Source organism: Bosea sp. BIWAKO-01, assembly GCF_001748145.1.
In the GTDB taxonomy this organism is placed as follows: Bacteria; Pseudomonadota; Alphaproteobacteria; order Rhizobiales; family Beijerinckiaceae; genus Allobosea.
In genome coordinates this window covers 206,831-223,171 of sequence record NZ_BCQA01000002.1, presented here as the reverse complement: position 1 = coordinate 223,171, position 16,341 = coordinate 206,831, and the positions used below count along the sequence as shown (strand labels likewise).

13 protein-coding genes and 3 pseudogenes are annotated in these 16,341 nt (G+C 64.6%); 13 read left to right on the top strand and 3 right to left on the bottom strand.

Going from position 1 to position 16,341, the window contains the following annotated elements:
- From BIWAKO_RS32800 to BIWAKO_RS32745, 12 genes and pseudogenes are all read left to right on the top strand, one after another.
- On the top strand, nucleotides 1-1,464 hold the full coding sequence (locus tag BIWAKO_RS32800) for a monovalent cation/H+ antiporter subunit D family protein (protein ID WP_069883168.1): 1,464 nt from the start codon (nucleotides 1-3) through the stop codon (nucleotides 1,462-1,464).
- On the top strand, nucleotides 1,461-1,715 hold the full coding sequence (locus BIWAKO_RS32795; protein ID WP_069883167.1) for a hypothetical protein: 255 nt from the start codon (nucleotides 1,461-1,463) through the stop codon (nucleotides 1,713-1,715). Before BIWAKO_RS32800 ends, BIWAKO_RS32795 begins: the two co-directional genes overlap by 4 nt.
- A pseudogene (locus BIWAKO_RS32790) lies at nucleotides 1,708-3,466 on the top strand (Na(+)/H(+) antiporter subunit D). Before BIWAKO_RS32795 ends, BIWAKO_RS32790 begins: the two are co-directional and overlap by 8 nt.
- Nucleotides 3,467-3,474: 8 nt before the next feature.
- A pseudogene (locus BIWAKO_RS32785) lies at nucleotides 3,475-4,934 on the top strand (NADH-quinone oxidoreductase subunit M); the annotation flags it as partial.
- 7 nt (nucleotides 4,935-4,941) lie between these two features.
- Nucleotides 4,942-6,369, top strand: coding sequence for an NADH-quinone oxidoreductase subunit N (locus BIWAKO_RS32780; protein WP_069883166.1), 1,428 nt, complete (start codon nucleotides 4,942-4,944; stop codon nucleotides 6,367-6,369).
- A 152-nt stretch (nucleotides 6,370-6,521) separates the two neighbouring features.
- A complete protein-coding gene (locus BIWAKO_RS32775; protein WP_069883165.1) occupies nucleotides 6,522-6,887 on the top strand; it encodes an NADH-quinone oxidoreductase subunit A in 366 nt (121 codons plus the stop codon).
- Nucleotides 6,875-7,378 (top strand): NuoB/complex I 20 kDa subunit family protein, encoded by a 504-nt coding sequence (locus BIWAKO_RS32770; RefSeq protein ID WP_069883164.1) that lies wholly within the window; start codon nucleotides 6,875-6,877, stop codon nucleotides 7,376-7,378. The genes BIWAKO_RS32775 and BIWAKO_RS32770 overlap by 13 nt, the downstream gene beginning before the upstream one ends.
- Nucleotides 7,375-7,938, top strand: a complete 564-nt coding sequence (locus BIWAKO_RS32765; protein ID WP_069883163.1) for an NADH-quinone oxidoreductase subunit C — start codon at nucleotides 7,375-7,377, stop codon at nucleotides 7,936-7,938. The genes BIWAKO_RS32770 and BIWAKO_RS32765 overlap by 4 nt, the downstream gene beginning before the upstream one ends.
- A 1-nt stretch (nucleotide 7,939) precedes the next feature.
- Nucleotides 7,940-9,154: an NADH dehydrogenase (quinone) subunit D gene (gene nuoD / locus BIWAKO_RS32760; RefSeq protein ID WP_069883162.1), complete on the top strand. Its 1,215-nt coding sequence runs from the start codon at nucleotides 7,940-7,942 to the stop codon at nucleotides 9,152-9,154.
- A 15-nt stretch (nucleotides 9,155-9,169) separates the two neighbouring features.
- Nucleotides 9,170-9,682: an NADH-quinone oxidoreductase subunit NuoE gene (nuoE, locus tag BIWAKO_RS32755; RefSeq protein ID WP_069883161.1), complete on the top strand. Its 513-nt coding sequence runs from the start codon at nucleotides 9,170-9,172 to the stop codon at nucleotides 9,680-9,682.
- Between the two features lie 4 nt (nucleotides 9,683-9,686).
- Nucleotides 9,687-10,952, top strand: a complete 1,266-nt coding sequence (nuoF, locus tag BIWAKO_RS32750; protein WP_069883382.1) for an NADH-quinone oxidoreductase subunit NuoF — start codon at nucleotides 9,687-9,689, stop codon at nucleotides 10,950-10,952.
- Nucleotides 10,953-10,966: 14 nt separating this feature from the next.
- Nucleotides 10,967-13,570, top strand: a complete 2,604-nt coding sequence (locus tag BIWAKO_RS32745) for a molybdopterin-dependent oxidoreductase (RefSeq protein ID WP_069883160.1) — start codon at nucleotides 10,967-10,969, stop codon at nucleotides 13,568-13,570.
- Between the two features lie 23 nt (nucleotides 13,571-13,593).
- Here BIWAKO_RS32745 and BIWAKO_RS32740 read toward each other — a convergent pair whose 3' ends face one another.
- From BIWAKO_RS32740 to nuoH, 3 genes and pseudogenes are all read right to left on the bottom strand, one after another.
- Entirely contained in the window at nucleotides 13,594-14,034 is a 441-nt protein-coding gene (locus tag BIWAKO_RS32740) for a CBS domain-containing protein (RefSeq protein ID WP_069883159.1), read from the bottom strand.
- 45 nt (nucleotides 14,035-14,079) lie between these two features.
- Nucleotides 14,080-14,649, bottom strand: coding sequence for an NADH-quinone oxidoreductase subunit I (locus BIWAKO_RS32735; RefSeq protein WP_069883158.1), 570 nt, complete (start codon nucleotides 14,647-14,649; stop codon nucleotides 14,080-14,082).
- 29 nt (nucleotides 14,650-14,678) lie between these two features.
- Nucleotides 14,679-15,664 (bottom strand): annotated as a pseudogene (nuoH, locus tag BIWAKO_RS32730) (NADH-quinone oxidoreductase subunit NuoH).
- 221 nt (nucleotides 15,665-15,885) lie between these two features.
- Here nuoH and BIWAKO_RS32725 point away from each other — a divergent pair.
- Entirely contained in the window at nucleotides 15,886-16,224 is a 339-nt protein-coding gene (locus BIWAKO_RS32725; protein ID WP_069883381.1) for a 4a-hydroxytetrahydrobiopterin dehydratase, read from the top strand.
- Nucleotides 16,225-16,341: the final 117 nt, after the last annotated feature.

Here is a 16,341-nt window from a genome sequence, read left to right as displayed (position 1 = left end):
TTGGAACCGGTGGTGTCGGTCCGGCCGCTGCTTGCCGTCGCAGTAGCAGGGCTGGCGGCGCTCGCGGTCCTCCTCCTGAACACGCGCGAGACGCTTCGCGATGCGGTCTCGCCATTGGCGGCGATGGCGATGTTCGCCATCATCGCCTCGATGGCTCCGACGGTGCTGGCTGGCGGCACGGTCGAGCTGCGCCTGTTCGAGATTCTGCCGGGGATCGACTTTGCCTTGCGCGCCGATGCACTGGGCATGGTGTTTGCCACAGTCTCGTCGCTGCTGTGGCTTGCGGCGGCGATCTATTCCGTCGGCTATATGCGGCACCTGCACGAGCACGCGCAGACCCGGTTCTTCGCCTGCTTCGCCACCAGCCTCGCAGCTGCCGTTGGCGGCGCCTTCGCCGCCAATCTGTTCACGCTGGTGATCTTCTACGAGGTGCTCAGCCTCGTGACCTATCCGCTCGTCTACCACCACGAGGATGCGGAGGCGTGGACGGGGGGGCGAAAATATCTCGTCTATCTGATGGGCGCATCGAAGAGCCTGCTGCTCGCCGCGCTGGCGCTGACCTATCAGATTGCCGGCTCGCTCGACTTTGTGGAGGGCGGGCTGCTGGCGGGGAACGCTGCACCGGCGGCGCTGCTGATGGGCATCTATTTCTGCTATCTCTTCGGCTTCGCGAAGGCCGCGATCATGCCGATGCACGCCTGGCTCCCCGCCGCAATGGTGGCGCCGACACCGGTCAGCGCGCTGCTGCATGCGGTGGCGGTGGTCAAGATGGGCGTGTTCTGCGTGTTGCGGGTGGTGTTCCACGTCTTCGGCACGGATCTGGTGGCGGGGCTCGGGCTCGGCATCGCCACGGCCTATCTTGTCTCCTTCACCATCCTGATGGCCTCGGTCTATGCCCTGACGCGGGACGATCTCAAGGCGAGGCTCGCCTATTCGACCGTCAGCCAGCTTTCCTACATCGTGCTGGGCGCGGTGCTGGCGTCGCCGGTCGCGATGGTCGGCGGGATCATCCACATCGCAGCCCACGCCTTTCCCAAGATCACGCTCTTCTTCTGCGCCGGTGTGATCTATTGCGCGTCCGGAAAGCGTAATGTCAGCGAGATGGCCGGCATCGGCCGCCGGCTGCCCTGGACGATGGGAGCGTTCTTCGTCGCCTCGCTCAGCATGATCGGCACGCCGCCGACCGCTGGCTTCGTCAGCAAATGGTATCTGGCGCTGGGCTCGCTGGAGGCGGGGGAAACCGCGTTCATGATCGTGCTCCTGGCGAGCTCGATCCTCAACGCTGCCTATTTCCTGCCAGTCAGCTATGTCGCCTTTTTCGGGACCGGGCCGCCGGTCAGCGACGCGACGGTCCGCGAAATCCCGATGATGACGATCCCGCTGGTCGCGACCGCCATCCTGTCGGTGTCGATGGGCCTCTTCCCCGGTTATTTTCTCGCCCTTGCCGAAGGAGTGGTCAGATGATCGCGTGGGTCGTCGATTTCTTTGGCGAAGAGAGACATGCGCTGCGCCGCCGCCGCCTGTTCTATCTGGCGCTCGTCCTCAGCGTGATCGCCGATTTCCTCGTGAGCCGCGAGCATGCGGAATATGTCTGGGAACGCCTGCCGGGCTGGCCGGCGCTGTACGGCTTCGGCTCCTGCGTGCTTCTGATCTTCGTATCCAAGTTCCTCGGCCACCGGTGCGGACTGATGCGGCGCGAGGATTACTATGACTGACTTCGTCCATCCCGCCCTGCTGTTCATCGTCGGCGCGCTGGCGATCCCGCTCCTGAAGGGACTTGTCCGCAACCTCTATCTTTTGCTGGTCCCGGCACTGGCCATCCTTGCCGTGCTCGCGCTGCAGCCGGGCCAGTACGGCGCGGCGCACTTCATCGGACAGCAGGTCCTGCTCGCAAGGGTCGACAGGTTGAGCACCGTGTTCGCCCTGGTCTTCACCATCATGGCGCTGATCGGCATGGTCTATGCTCTGCATCTCGCGCGCGCTGGCCAGCATGTGGCGGCATTTCTCTATGTCGGCAGCGCGCTCGGCGTGGTGTTCGCCGGCGACTATCTGACCCTGTTCCTGTTCTGGGAAGGCATGGCCTTCGCCTCGGCCTTTCTGGTCTTCGCTCAGCGCGGCAGACAGGCGATCGGAGCCGGCTTCCGCTATCTCATGGTCCACATCACCGGCGGCGTCGTCCTGCTTGGCGGCATCATTGTCCACCGCCTCGGCACCGGCTCGCTGCTCCTCGGCCCGATCGGGGGCGAGATGGGCGTCGGCGCCTTTCTGATCCTCGCCGGCTTCCTGCTCAATGCCGCGGTGCCGCCGCTCAATGCCTGGCTGACCGACGCCTATCCGGAGGCGACGGTCACCGGGGCGGTGTTCTTGAGCGCCTTCACCACCAAGACCGCTGTCTACGTGCTGGCGCGGGTGTTTCCGGGGACAGAGCTTCTGGTCTGGCTCGGCACCATGATGGCGCTATACGGCATCGTCTACGCGGTGCTCGAGAACGACTGCCGGCGGCTGCTGGCCTATCACATCGTCAGCCAGGTGGGTTACATGGTGGTGGGCGTCGGCATCGGCACCGAGATGGCGGTGAACGGAGCCGCGAGCCACGCCTTCGCGCATATCCTCTACAAGGGCTCCTCTTCATGGGGGCGGGGTGGTGATCCATGTCACCGGACGCCGCAAGCTCACCGAACTTGGCGGGCTCTACCGGACCATGCCGCTGACGGTGGCGCTCTACATGGTCGGCGCCTTCGCGATCTCTGCCTTTCCATTCTTCTCGGGCTTCGTCACCAAGTCGATGGTGGTGGCCGCCGCCGGGCAGGACCACAGGGCCCTGGTGGTGCTGGCGCTGACGATGGCGTCGTCCGGGACCTTCCTGCACACCGGGCTGAAGCTCCCATACTACATGTTCTTCGGGACGGAGCGGGGGCTGGAGGCGCGGGAGCCGCCCCGCAACATGCTGGTTGCGATGGGCATGGCGGCGCTGCTCTGCATCGCGATCGGGGTGTTCCCGCAGCCGCTCTACGCGCTTCTGCCTTACCCGGTCGAGTTCGAGGCCTACACAGGCGCCCACGTCACCGAGAGCCTGGGAGTGCTGCTGTTCACCGCCTTGGGCTTCGTGCTGTTCCTCAGGGCGCTCGACCCCGAGAACACGATCAGCCTCGACACCGACTGGTTCTATCGCAAGGGCGCGCGGTGCTTCATGTGGTTCGCCGAAAAGCCGCTCGCGAGCTACGAGAAGGCCGTGAGCAATGTGTCCGAGACCGTCGCGTTGCCCTTGCTGCGTCGGACGGCGCGGGTCGGACTGCGGGTGGATCTCAACGGAGTGGATGCGGTCGTCAAGAGCGTCGCCCGCGCGATCCTGCATGGTGGCGGGGTGCTGCGGCTGCTCCAGACCGGCGTCGTCACCCATTATGCGTTGGCGATGATCGCCGGCGTGATCGCAGCCACTGTCGTGTTCGCCGTGGTCTGGCGATAGGGGGAGCGATGGCGTTCCCGCTGCTGAGCCTGATCGTGTTCCTGCCCGCCGCCGGAGCGGCGGTTCTGATGTTTCTCCGCAACGACGCTGCGGTGCGCTGGGTGGCGCTGGGCGTCACTGTCCTCGACTTCGCCCTCTGCGTCGCAGTGCTCGCGGGCTTCGACATCACGACCCACGAGATGCAGTTCACCGAGGCGCACCCCTGGGTGCCGGCGCTCGGCATCACCTATGCGCTCGGCGTCGACGGGATCAGCGCGCTCTTCGTTTTCCTGACCGCGCTGCTCGGCTGGATCTGCGTGCTCGCCTCCTGGGTCGCGATCGAGCGCAAGGTGAAGGAGTTCATGGTCTGCCTGTTGGTGATGCAGGCGCTGATGCTCGGGGTGTTCTGCGCGCTCGACCTCTTCCTCTTCTACGTCTTCTGGGAGGCAATGCTGATCCCGATGTACCTGATCATCGGTGTCTGGGGCGGCGAGGGGCGGGTCTATGCGGCCTTTAAGTTCTTCCTCTACACGTTGGCCGGCAGCCTCCTGTTTCTGATCGGCATCATCGTCCTCTATGTCCACGGAAGGACCTTCGACATCCTCGCCCTGATGGCGCTGGATCTGCCGTCCCAGCTCCAATCCTGGCTGTTCTTCGCCTTTCTGGTCGCCTTCGCGGTGAAGGTGCCTATGGTCCCGGTCCACACATGGCTGCCGGACGCCCATGTGCAGGCGCCGACAGCGGGCAGCATCATCCTTGCCGCCGTGCTCCTGAAGATGGGGCCTACGGCTTCCTGCGCTTCTCGCTGCCGATGCTGCCGCAGGCATCGGTGCATTATTCGACGCTGATGCTGGCTCTATCGGCGCTTGCCATTGTCTATGGCGGGCTCTTGGCATTGGCGCAGGACGACCTGAAGAAGCTCGTTGCCTATTCCAGCATCAGCCATATGGGTTTCGTGACGCTGGGGATTTTCGCGCTGAATCTGCACGGGCTCGAGGGCGGCATCCTGCAGATGTTCAATCACGGCGTGACGACGGGGGGGTTGTTCCTGCTCGTGGGCCTGGTCTACGAGCGGACGCATACCCGCAGTATCGCGGACTATGGCGGCCTGATGAAGGCTGCCCCGGTCTATACGGTGATTCTCGCGCTGTTCACCCTGTCCTCGATGGCCCTGCCCGGTACGAACGCCTTCGTCGGGGAGCTGCTCGTGCTGTCGGGCGGGTTCGCGGCTAGTCCTGCGGTCAGCGCCGCCGCAGTCCTGGGAGCGCTGCTGGGCGCGGCCTATCTGCTCGGCATGTATCGGAAAGTCGCTCTCGGTCCGCCCGGCGCCTACGCCAAGTTCGCGATCAGCGACGTGAACGCGCGCGAACTGGCGGCGATTCTGCCGCTGGCAATCCTGGTGCTCTGGGTCGGATTCTATCCAAAGCCCTTTCTCGGCATCATTGACGCCTCGGTGGCGCATCTGCTGGAGCAGGTGCACGGCAGGGGGGGCGACCATGACTGCCGCTGCATTGTTGCAGTCGTCGATTGCGAGCCTGCCCGAGATCGTGGTGATCGCCGGCGCCTGCATTCTGCTGATTGCCGGGCAACTCGTGCGGAAGGGGCTGGGATATGTCCTGATCTGGGCTTCGGTCGCGGTGGTGCTGGTCGCCGCCCTGGCGACCCTCATGCTCGCCGGCGAGGAGCGGCCAGCCTATGCCGGCATGTTCATCGCTGATCGCTTCGCGGCCTTCTTCAAGGTGCTGTTCTACATAACCGTCGTCCTCACCTTCCTGCTCTCATGGAAAAATGCCGAGATCGAAGGAACCGGGAGCAGCGAATATTGCGTCCTGCTGCTGCTGACGCTGTCCGGCATGATGATCATGGCTTCGGCGATCGACCTGCTATCGATCTATGTCGGTCTCGAGTTGATGGTGCTCTGCACCTATGTGCTCACCGGCTTCCTGCGGGAGCAGAGGCGCTCGAATGAAGCAGCGCTGAAATATGTGGTTCTCGGCGCGGTCTCGACCGGGGTTTTCCTCTACGGCGTGTCACTGATCTACGGGGTGACCGGCACGACGCGGCTGGACGGGATGGCGGCGGCGCTGACCGCTGGTCCGCGCGATCCCGGGCTGCTGCTGGCGATGGTGTTCATCGTCGCTGGGCTGGTCTTCAAGATCGGCGCCGTCCCGTTCCATATGTGGCTGCCGGACGTCTATGAGGGCGCTCCGACGACGATCACCGCCTTCATGTCGGTGGGCCCCAAGGCGGCGGGGTTCGCGGTGATCCTTCGGGTGTTCCTCAGCCCGCTGGTCGCGGCTTCCGAGGTCTGGATCATCGTCGCAGTCATCGCGGTCGTGACGATGGCGCTCGGCAGCTTCGTCGCTCTGGTGCAGGATAATTTCAAGCGCCTCCTAGCCTATTCCAGTATCGCCCACGCCGGCTTCGTCCTGCTCGGCGTGGCGGCTGGAAGCGTCGATGGCACAGCGAGCGTCATGCTCTATCTGCTGATCTATGCCTTCATGAACTTCGGCATCTTCGCCACGGTGATCGCGATGCGGAACCGCGAGGTCATCGAGGATTATGCCGGACTCGCCAGGGCCCATCGCGGGCTGGCGCTGCTGATGCTGCTCTATCTGTTTTCGCTGGCCGGAATTCCGCCGACCGCGGGGTTCTTCGCCAAGTTCTACGTGTTGCTCGCGCTCGTCGAGCGAGGGTTCGTGATGCTGGCGGTGATCGCGGTGCTGCTCAGCGCCGTCGCCGCCTATTTCTACATCCGCATCGTCATGGTCATCTACATGCGTGAGCCGAATGGCGCATTCGCCCCGGCGCTGACGCTTCCGATCCGCACCGCGCTCGCCATCACCGCCGCCGGCACCGTCGGCATCGGCCTGCTTCCGGCGTGGTTCCTGAAGGTTGTCCGACTTTCCGCCTTGGGGAGCTAAGCGACTGGATTTGCGGTGATCCGGTCGCCCGAACTCCCTTGTAATGCGCGAAAAGGATGCCCAACTCGTAAGATGAAGGCCTGCATGCCCGGTCTCGCGAGGCCGGCTTCGGCCCGAGCAAAGCCCTAGGTGGATGACCGGGGTGACGCGTCATGACTCGAGCAGAGTTCCTGCCGGTCCTGTTCATGGTCGCCGGAATCGTTCTGGTGGCGACAGCGACGCTTTTTGTCTCCTCGCTTCTGCGTCCCTCCAATCCCTATCCCGAAAAGAACATGCCCTATGAGTGCGGCATGGACCCGGCGGGGGAAGCCGCTCGCGGCCGCTTTAGGGTGCAGTTCTTTATCCTCGCGATCCTCCTGGTCGTCTTCGACGTCGAGACGATGTTCCTCTTTCCCTGGGCCGTCGTCCTGAAGGAGATCGGCCTCGTCGGCTATGTCGAGATGTTCGTCTTCATGCTGCTGCTCGTCGTGGGCTTCGCCTACGCTTGGTTGAAGGGGGCGCTGGAATGGGAGGCATAGGCAACACGATCCGCGACAGCGTGCTGTTCACCACGGCGGACAGCGTGATCGGCTGGAGCCGGCAATCGGCGCTGTGGCCCGAGACCTTCGGCATCGCCTGCTGCGCCATCGAGATGATCTCGGCCGGCTGCGCGCGCTATGATCTCGACCGGTTCGGCGTGGTGTTCCGGCCCTCCCCGCGCCAGTCCGACGTGATGATCATCGCCGGCACGGTGACGCGGAAATTCGCGCCCGTCGTGCGACGGCTCTACGACCAGATGCCGGAGCCGCGCTGGGTCATCGCGATGGGCACCTGCGCGATCTCGGGCGGCGTCTACAACACCTATGCGGTGGTACAGGGTGCGGAAACCTTCGTGCCGGTGGACGTGCATGTGCCCGGCTGCCCGCCGCGTCCCGAGGCACTGATGCACGGCTTCCTGCTGCTTCAGGAGAAAATCAAGAAATCCAAGGCCCTGGTCGGGACGCGGCTGGAACGGGTGCTGGCGCCATGAGCGTGAAGACGCCCTTCAGCAGCGCCCCGATTGCGCAGCGTTTCGGGGGCGCGATCGAGGATCTCGGCTTCGCGCATGGTGTCCATGCCTTTGCCGCACCGCCAGGGCTGATCGTCGATCTCTGCTTGTACCTGAAGGAAGACCCTACCCTGCGCTTCAACTTCCTGTCCGACATCTGTGGGGTCGACCACTATCCCGAGTTACCCCGCTACGAGGCAGTCTACCATCTCTATTCGCTGCCGAACGCATGGCGCCTGCGGATCAAGTGCCGTCTCGGCGATCCCCCCAGCGTGCCGTCGGTGACGGGGGTCTGGCGTACCGCCAACTGGCATGAGCGCGAGGCCTGGGACATGTACGGCATCCACTTCGAGGGCCATCCCGACCTGCGCCGGATCTACATGTGGGAGGGGTTCGATGGCTTCCCGCAACGCAAGGACTTTCCGCTGCGGGGCTACAAGGACGCGCTGAACCCGTTCGGGGCGGAAGGCCCGCCGCCGACGCAGCCCGACCTCGCCACGCGGGACATTCCAGGAGGGGGCCGCTCCACGCCAGGGAGTTGAGATGACCGAGGTCACGGAACTCAGCAGGCCGGAAGGCGAAGCGCTCGACACCAGAGAGGTGCTTCTCAATCTCGGTCCGCAGCATCCCAGCACGCATGGGGTGCTGCGGCTCGTCCTGGAGTTGGACGGTGAGCATGTTGCGCGTGTCGACCCGCATATCGGCTATCTCCATCGCGGCACCGAGAAGCTGGCCGAGAGCTTCACCTACACCCAGATCTTTCCGCTGACCGACCGGCTCGATTACCTCTGTCCGCCCTCGAGCAATCTGGGCTTCGCGCTGGCCGTCGAGAAGTTGCTCGGCATTGAGGCCCCGATCCGCGCCCAATATATCCGTGTGTTGATGGCCGAGCTGGCGCGGATCTCCGGCCATCTGCTGATCACCGGCGCGCTGCCGATGGATCTCGGCGCCATGACCGCGCTGCTCTACGCCATGCGCGAGCGCGAAATGATCATGGACCTTCTGGAGATGATCACCGGGGCACGGATGCACACCTCCTTCTGCCGGGTGGGCGGCGTGCGCGAGGATCTGCCGGCAGGGTTCTTCCCCAAGATCAGGGAGTTCTGCGACATCTTCCCGAACCGCATCCGCGACTATGAGCGGCTGATCGATAACAACCGGGTGTTCCTGAAACGCACGCAGGGGATCGGCGTGATTTCCGCCGAGGACGGTATCGATCTGGGCCTCAGCGGCCCCAACCTACGGGCCTCGGGCGTCGACTGGGATCTGCGCCGCGATGAGCCCTACGAGATCTACGACCGTCTCGATTTCAACGTCGTTACCCGGGAGGAGGGCGATTGCTATGCGCGCTGGCTCTGCCGCGTCGAGGAGATGCGCGAGAGCGTCCGCATCATCGAGCAGTGCCTTGCGCAGATGCCCGAGGGGCCCTTCCAGATTGACATGCCGACCGTCGCCTTCCCGGTCGACAAGGCCAGGGTGCATTGCTCGATGGAGGCCCTGATCCAGCATTTCGACCTCTCAGCCTATGGCTTCAAGGTGCCGAAGGGCGAGGTCTATTCGGCGATCGAGGCTCCCAAGGGCGAGCTCGGTTTCTACATCCTCAGCGACGGCTCGCCGAAGCCGTTCCGCATGAAGGTGCGGGCGCCGTCCTTCGTGAATCTCCAGGGTTTGTTCGGGGTCAGCAATGCGCGCTACCTGGCGGACATGATCGCGGTGCTGGGCAGCCTCGATCCCGTGATGGCGGAGGTCGACAAGTAGCAGGACCAGGATGCAATGAGCATGCGCGAGGAGATCACGGCGGCGGCGGCGCGGTACCCCGACCAGCGCTCGGCGATCATGCCTGCGCTCCTGATCGCGCAGCGGCAGCACGGCTATCTGCCTGGGCCGGTGCTCGAAGAGGTTGCGGACATCCTCGGCGTCGAGCGCATCTGGGTCTACGAGCTCGCGACGTTTTACACCCTGTTCCATACCGAGCCGGTGGGCAGGTTCCACCTCCAGCTCTGCGACAATCTCTCCTGCATGCTGTGCGGTTCCGAGACGCTGCGGCACCATCTCGAGGCCGTCCTCGGCATCGCGAAGGGTGGCACGACGGCCGACGGTCTATTCACGCTGTCGACAGTGGAATGCCTCGGCGCCTGCGAGATGGCCCCGGTGATGCAGGTCGGTAACGATTATCACGGCGATCTCGACATCGCGCGGCTCGACGCGCTCCTGGACCGGCTGCGAAAGGCGGCGGACCAGGAAAATGGCGCCGAGCGCGCCGTCGTGGGCGCGTCGGGAGGGTAGCGCCATGTTCGAGCGCGTCCTTCTCAGAAACGTGGACCGGCCGGACGGCCACCGGCTCGCGGCCTACGAGGCTGGCGGCGGCTACCGCGCGCTGGCGAAGGCGCTGCGCGAGCACGCGCCCGACGACGTCATCGAGATCGTCAAGCAATCGAACCTTCGGGGCCGCGGTGGAGCCGGCTTCCCGACCGGGTTGAAATGGAGTTTCGTGCCGAAGCGGACGGCCAAGCCGAAGTATCTGTGCTGCAATGCCGATGAGGGGGAGCCGGGCACATTCAAGGACCGGATCATCATGGAGCGCGATCCGCACCAGCTAATCGAGGGGCTGGCGATTAGCGCATACGCGATCGGGGCCGAAACCGCCTACGTCTACGTCCGCGGAGAATATGTGCTGGCGATCCAGCGGCTGGAACAGGCGATCGCCGAGGCGCTGGCGAAGGGCTATCTGGGCCAGCGGGTTCTCGGCTCCGGTTTCAATTTCGCCGTGCACATCCATTGCGGCGCCGGCGCCTATATCTGCGGCGAGGAGACGGCGATGCTCGACTCACTCGAAGGCAAGCGAGCGCAGCCGCGGCTGAAGCCGCCATTCCCGGCGGTCGAAGGGCTCTATGCCAGCCCGACCGTGGTCAACAATGTCGAGACGTTGGCCTGCGTGCCGCATGTGGTGGCGCGGGGCCCGGCTTGGTTCCGCGGGATTGGCCCGGACAAGAGCCCCGGTCCAAAGCTCTATTGCCTCAGCGGGCAGGTCAGGAAGCCCGGTCTCTACGAGCTGCCCATGGGTATTTCTCTGCGCGAGCTGGTCGAGGAGTGTGCCGGCGGGACGTTCCAGGGGCGCAGGATCAAGGCGGTGATCCCCGGCGGGGTCTCTGCCCCCCTGATCCCGGCGTCCGGGCTGGATGTCGCGATGGATTTCGACTCGCTCGCCGCTGTCGGCTCGATGCTCGGTTCGGCCGGGGTCATCGTGATCGACGACTCGACCTGCATGGTGAAGGTCGCCACCCGCATCATCGAGTTCTTCCATCACGAATCCTGCGGCAAGTGCACCCCCTGCCGCGAGGGGCTGAACTGGGTCGTGAAGGTGCTGCGCCGGATCGAGGGCGGCGAGGGCGCGCCGGGCGATCTCGAGCAGCTGGAGGCGCTCTGCAAGGGCATCTTCGGCAACACCTTCTGCGCGCTGGGCGACGGTGCGGCCATGGGACTCAGGGCGGCTCTGTCGCATTTCAAACACGAATTCGCCGACCATATCGAACAGCGGAGATGCCCGTTCCATTGAGGCGCGAGGACGCCATGGTTCGTGTCACGATCGATGAACGAATGCTAGAGGTGGAGCCCGGCTCGACCGTGCTGCAGGCCGCCGAGCGCCTGGGCATCGAGATCCCGACCTTCTGCTATCTGAAGCGGCTGCCGGCGCTGGCCTCCTGCCGGATGTGCCTGGTCGAGATCGAGGGGCAACGGCGGCTGCAGCCGTCCTGCGCCACCGCCGTCACCGACGGCATGGTGGTCCGGACGAACACCGCCCTGATCGCGGATACCCGTTCGTCCATGCTCGATATGCTGCTCGCCAATCATCCCCTCGATTGCCCGGTCTGCGACAAGGGCGGCGAGTGCGAGCTTCAGAACCAGGTGATGGCCTATGGACCGCGCGAAAGCGGGTTCCGCGATGCCAAGCGTGTGTTCCATTCCGAGGACATCCGTCTCAGCCCGGTCGTCATCATGAACGTCAACCGCTGCATCCAGTGTCAGCGCTGCGTCCGGATGTGCGAGGAGGTCGTCGGCGCGGTCGCGTTGGGAACCGTCGACAAGGGTATGGACACTGCCGTCACCGGCTTCGAGGGCAGCCTCGCGAGCTGCGACCAGTGCGGCAATTGCATCGAGGTCTGCCCGGTCGGTGCGCTGATGAGCTTCCCCTATCGCTACAAGGCGCGGCCCTGGGATCTGACCGAAACCGACACGGTCTGCCCGCATTGCGGCACCGGCTGCCAGCTGACGGTCGGCACACGCAAGGGAGAGTTCATGCGGGTCCGCTCGAAATGGGAGCACGGTCTCAACCGCGAGACGCTCTGCGTGCGGGGGCGCTTCGGCCTCGATTTCACCAGCAGCCGGGACCGGATCGAGCGGCCGATGATCCGGCGCGACGCCGCCCTCGTCGCCGTGTCCTGGGACGAGGCGGGGGATTGGCTGCGCCAACGGCTCGCTGCCGCTGCTGGCAAGCCAGTGGGCGGCCTCGCCTCCGCCCGCCTGCCCAACGAGGTGATGTACCAATTTCAGAAGCTGATGCGGACGGTGTTCCGGAGCAACAACATCGATTGCGCGACGCGCTGGAGCACGCCTAGTGATGCGCTCGGGCCCTTGGTGGCGAGCTTCTACACCCGCGCGGCGGTGGAGGAGCTGATCGGCCGCGACTCCGTGCTCCTTGTCGGCGGCAATGTCACCGACGAGAATCCGGTCACCGAATACATGCTGCGGGATGCAGCGCGGCGGCGGCAGGCTGGCCTGCTGATGCTGTCGGCGCGGCCATGCCGGCTTGACGCCGACGCTCGGGTGATCGCGCGTGTTGCACCGGGCGGCGAGGCGGCGGGACTGGCGGCTGTAGTGACGGGATTGATGACGGCCGAGCAGGTCGCCCGGGAAGGCACGGGCATCGCCGGGGGGGCCATGACGGCCGAGGGCGATGGGCCGGAGCGTCTGGCAGCCGCGCTCCTGGCCGGTCGGAGCGTCACCGTGCTCGTCGGCATCGACATCCTGAGATCGCCCGGCGCGCGGGTAACCCTGCAGCAACTCGGCACCCTGCTGAGGGTTCTGCGCGCGCTCGGAAAGGATCCCGCGCTGCAGTTTCTCTTCGACCGCGCCAATCAACTGGGCTCCTGGGACATGGGTGTCCTCCCGGCGATCCTGCCGGGGCTGCGGCCGTTCGCCGATGAAGAGGCGCGCGCAGGCTTCGAACGGGCCTGGGGCGCTGAGATCCCAACCAAGCCGGGCCTGAATTTCGACGCCATGCTGGAGCTCTGCCTCAGCGGGGGGATGGGCGCGCTCTATATCGTCGGGAGCGACCCGCTGCTGGCCTATCCCGACCGGGACTTCGTGAGACGGGCACTTGGGGCCGTCGATCTCCTGATCGTGCAGGACGCCTTCTTCACGGACACGGCGGGCTTGGCCGGGATCGTCCTGCCCTCAGCAGGCTATGGCGAGGAAAACGGCAGCTTCACCAACAATGAGGGCCGCGCCCAGAGGATACGCAAGTTCCGTGAGCCCGCCTTCGAGGCACGGGGCAATCTCGCGCTCTTCGACTTCGTTGCGGCGCAGCACGGCCTGCCGTGGCGGCCGTCAACCGAGGGCGACGTCTTCGACGAGATCGCTCGGCTCGTGCCGGCCTATCAGGGATTGACACACGCGGGGCTCGGGCTCGACGGAGCCTTCACGAAGGCGATCCAGACACCGGCCGTGGGCGAGGACATCGGACTGGCGCCGGTCCCGAGCCTGACCGACGGGCTTATGCTGGTCACCGGCAACTGCCTGTTCCATAACGGCTATCTGTCGGAGCGTTCGGAGATCCTGAACACGGTCGCGGCTGATCCCTATGTCGAGATGAGTGCGCAGGATGCCGCGCAACGCGGCCTGTCGGAGGGGGAGCGCGTGGTGGTGCGCTCGGCGCGCGGCGAGCTGACGGCTGAGCTCAAGCTCAACGGGCATTTTCCGCGCGGCCTCGTCTTCGTTCCGGAGAACTACAGAACCCTGCACCTCAACAGCCTGATGCGGCGGGGTGAATATCCCTGTCCAGTGGAGATTCACGGAGAGCATGCGGCTATCGAGGCGGCCATTGCCACCGGAGCCGGTGCGGGGCCGGACGATCCGAGCCGCGGCACGGACGCACTGTTCGGCAGCGTGCCCTGAGCCCGCTTCTCCCGTCTTGCGTCCTAGTGATAGCCAGTCCCGGCGATGTAATCGTGCAGCACCTGCTCGGTGTGCATGGATTCTTCGAGCCGATGCTTGACGACGTCGCCGATGCTGATCACGCCGACGACAGCATCGCCATCCATGACCAGCACATGGCGCGTGCGCCGCAGGGTCATGATCGCCATCACAAGGGGCAGGACGTCCCGCGTGGAGCAGGTCGCGATGTTTTCGTTCATGAGGTCGGCGACCCGCATCAGAGGCGCTTCGCTGCCGTATTGCGCAACGGCATTGCAGCAGTCCCGCTCCGACAGCGTGCCGAGATATTCCCCGGACCGACGACTGACGACGACGAAGCCGATATTGTTGTCCCGGAACAGCCGCAGGACATCGATCATCGTCTGATTGGGAGTAACCGAGATGACCTCGGGAGCCTTGTCCTTCAAGATTTCGCCGACAAACATCTGAGCCTCCACCTTCTACGCTCAGGCCTGACAGCTTGGGTGCGCTTACCTTCGCCGGATGTTACGCCACCAGTTGTATCCCTGTGGTTCGCTCGTCTCGACCAGCACGCCCTGCTGCGTGTTCAGGCGCGCAGCGACAACGCCGCCGCCGGTCGCCGCCTTGCCCGGCTTGCCGAGCAGATCGTCTCGTCCGATCACCAGATCACGCGAGGAAAAACTTGAAAATTCGTATTCTTGGCCGAGCGCGATCGCGTCCGCCGGGCAGGCATCCTCGCACAACCCGCAGAACAGGCAGCGGGCCGTGTCGATCTCGAATTTGGCCGGGCGCCGGTTACCTTTCTCGTCTTCATAGGGGACGACTTCGATGCAGTCACAGGGGCAGATCCGTGCGCAGAGCTCGCAGGCCACGCATTTGATCTCGCCCGCTTCGTCGCGCTTCAGAAAATGGTGTCCGCGATAGCGCGAATAGGGCAGCCATTTCTCCCGGTCCGGATACTGCATCGTCACGGATCTGGAGAACATGTAGCCGAAGGTCAGAGCCAGGGCGTTCGCGAGATCGGCGAAAAACACCCAGCCAATCCAGGCTCCGTACTTGCTGCCTGTCGCGTGCGACATCGCCGCCTCGCTGGGGAGTGCTAGATCCTTCAAAGGAAAGCGATCCCGGTGACGATTATGTTCGCCAGCGACAGGGGAAGCAAGACTTTCCACCCGATCGCCATCAGCTGGTCATAGCGGTAGCGCGGGAAGGTGAAGCGAAACCACATGAACAGGTAGACGAAGACGGCGACCTTGAGCAGGAACCAGAGCAGCGGCGGCAGAGGATCAGCACGCCATTCCAGCCGCCAAAAAACAGGATCACCGAGAGCACCGACACCAGCAGCATGATGGCGTATTCGCTGACCATGAAGAGTGCGAAGCGAATTCCGCTGTATTCGGTGTGGAATCCGGCTCCCAGATCGCCTTCCGCTTCGGACAGATCGAAGGGAATGCGCTGCGCCTCGGCGAGCCCGGCAACGAAGAATACGAAGAACCCGATTGGCTGGTAGACGATGTTCCAGACATCGGCCTGCGCCCGCACGATCTCGAGCAGACTCATGGACTGCGCCAGCATCACCACGCCGATGACCGCAAAGCCCATCGGGATCTCGTAGCTGATCATCTGTGCGCAGGTCCTGAGGCTGCCCAGGACCGCATATTTGCTGTTCGCCGCCCAGCCGCCGAAGATGACGCCATAGACCTCGATTCCGATCACCGCGAAGACGAACAAAAGCGCCACGTTCATATTGGAGATGTAGAGCGTGATCTCGGCCCCGAGAACCGAGACGGTTTCACCGAAGGGTATCGCGACGAAGACCACGAAGGGCGGGGCAAGCGCGAGGATCGGCGCCAGCTTGAACAGGAACCGGTCGGCCTCGGCGGGGATGTGGTCCTCCTTGGTCAGGAGCTTGATTCCATCGGCCACAGGCTGCAGCAGGCCGTGCCAGCCAACGCGCATCGGCCCCATCCGCTGCTGGATATGCCCGGCGATCTTGCGTTCCAGCCACGTCAGGGGTAGCGGCAGCAGGAGCAGCACCGCGATCAGCAGTGCAACCTTGAAGGCGATAAGGCCGAGGGCGAGGACAAGTTCCATGATCCGCGCCGATCTCTCCGGCGGGGTAAGCTTGGGAGTATAGCACCCTATTGGTGCTGCTGCCCCGGTGTCTCGCGGACAGCGGTTTGCGGAGGGCTGGCAGCAGGATCTAAGGTAATGTCGGCGTGGCGGGAACCCGCAACAATGTAATCGGCGTGGGCGTCGGGCAGCCGCGCGGCAAGCCGCCCAGAACGGCTCTGAGCGTGAGACGGGAGGTTATGATGGCCGAAGATCTTGCCCGGAAAACCTGCACACCGTGCCGCGGCGGAATCCCCCCACTGACTCGCGAGGAAGCCGCCGCCTATCTGCCCCGGACACCGGGTTGGGATCTGCTTGACGATGGACATAAGCTGCACCGCGAATTCAAGTTCGCGGATTTTCGTGCATCGCTTGATTTCATCGGCAAGGTCGGCAGCCTTGCCGAGGAAGAAGGGCATCATCCCGACATCTGCTTCGGCTGGGGCTATGCCGGCATCACGCTGCAGACGCACAAGATCAGGGGGCTGCACGAGAACGACTTCATCATGGCAGCGAAGATCGGCGAGCTTGCCGGAGCGTGACGGCCGCCGGGCCTTCGCGCCGTCAAGTTGCCGCGCCGCTGGTATCGAGAGAGGGCAGTCGGGCGGATGATCACGCTGCTTTCGTTGCGAGCCTGTCGGTGAGCCGGCATGGCCCGG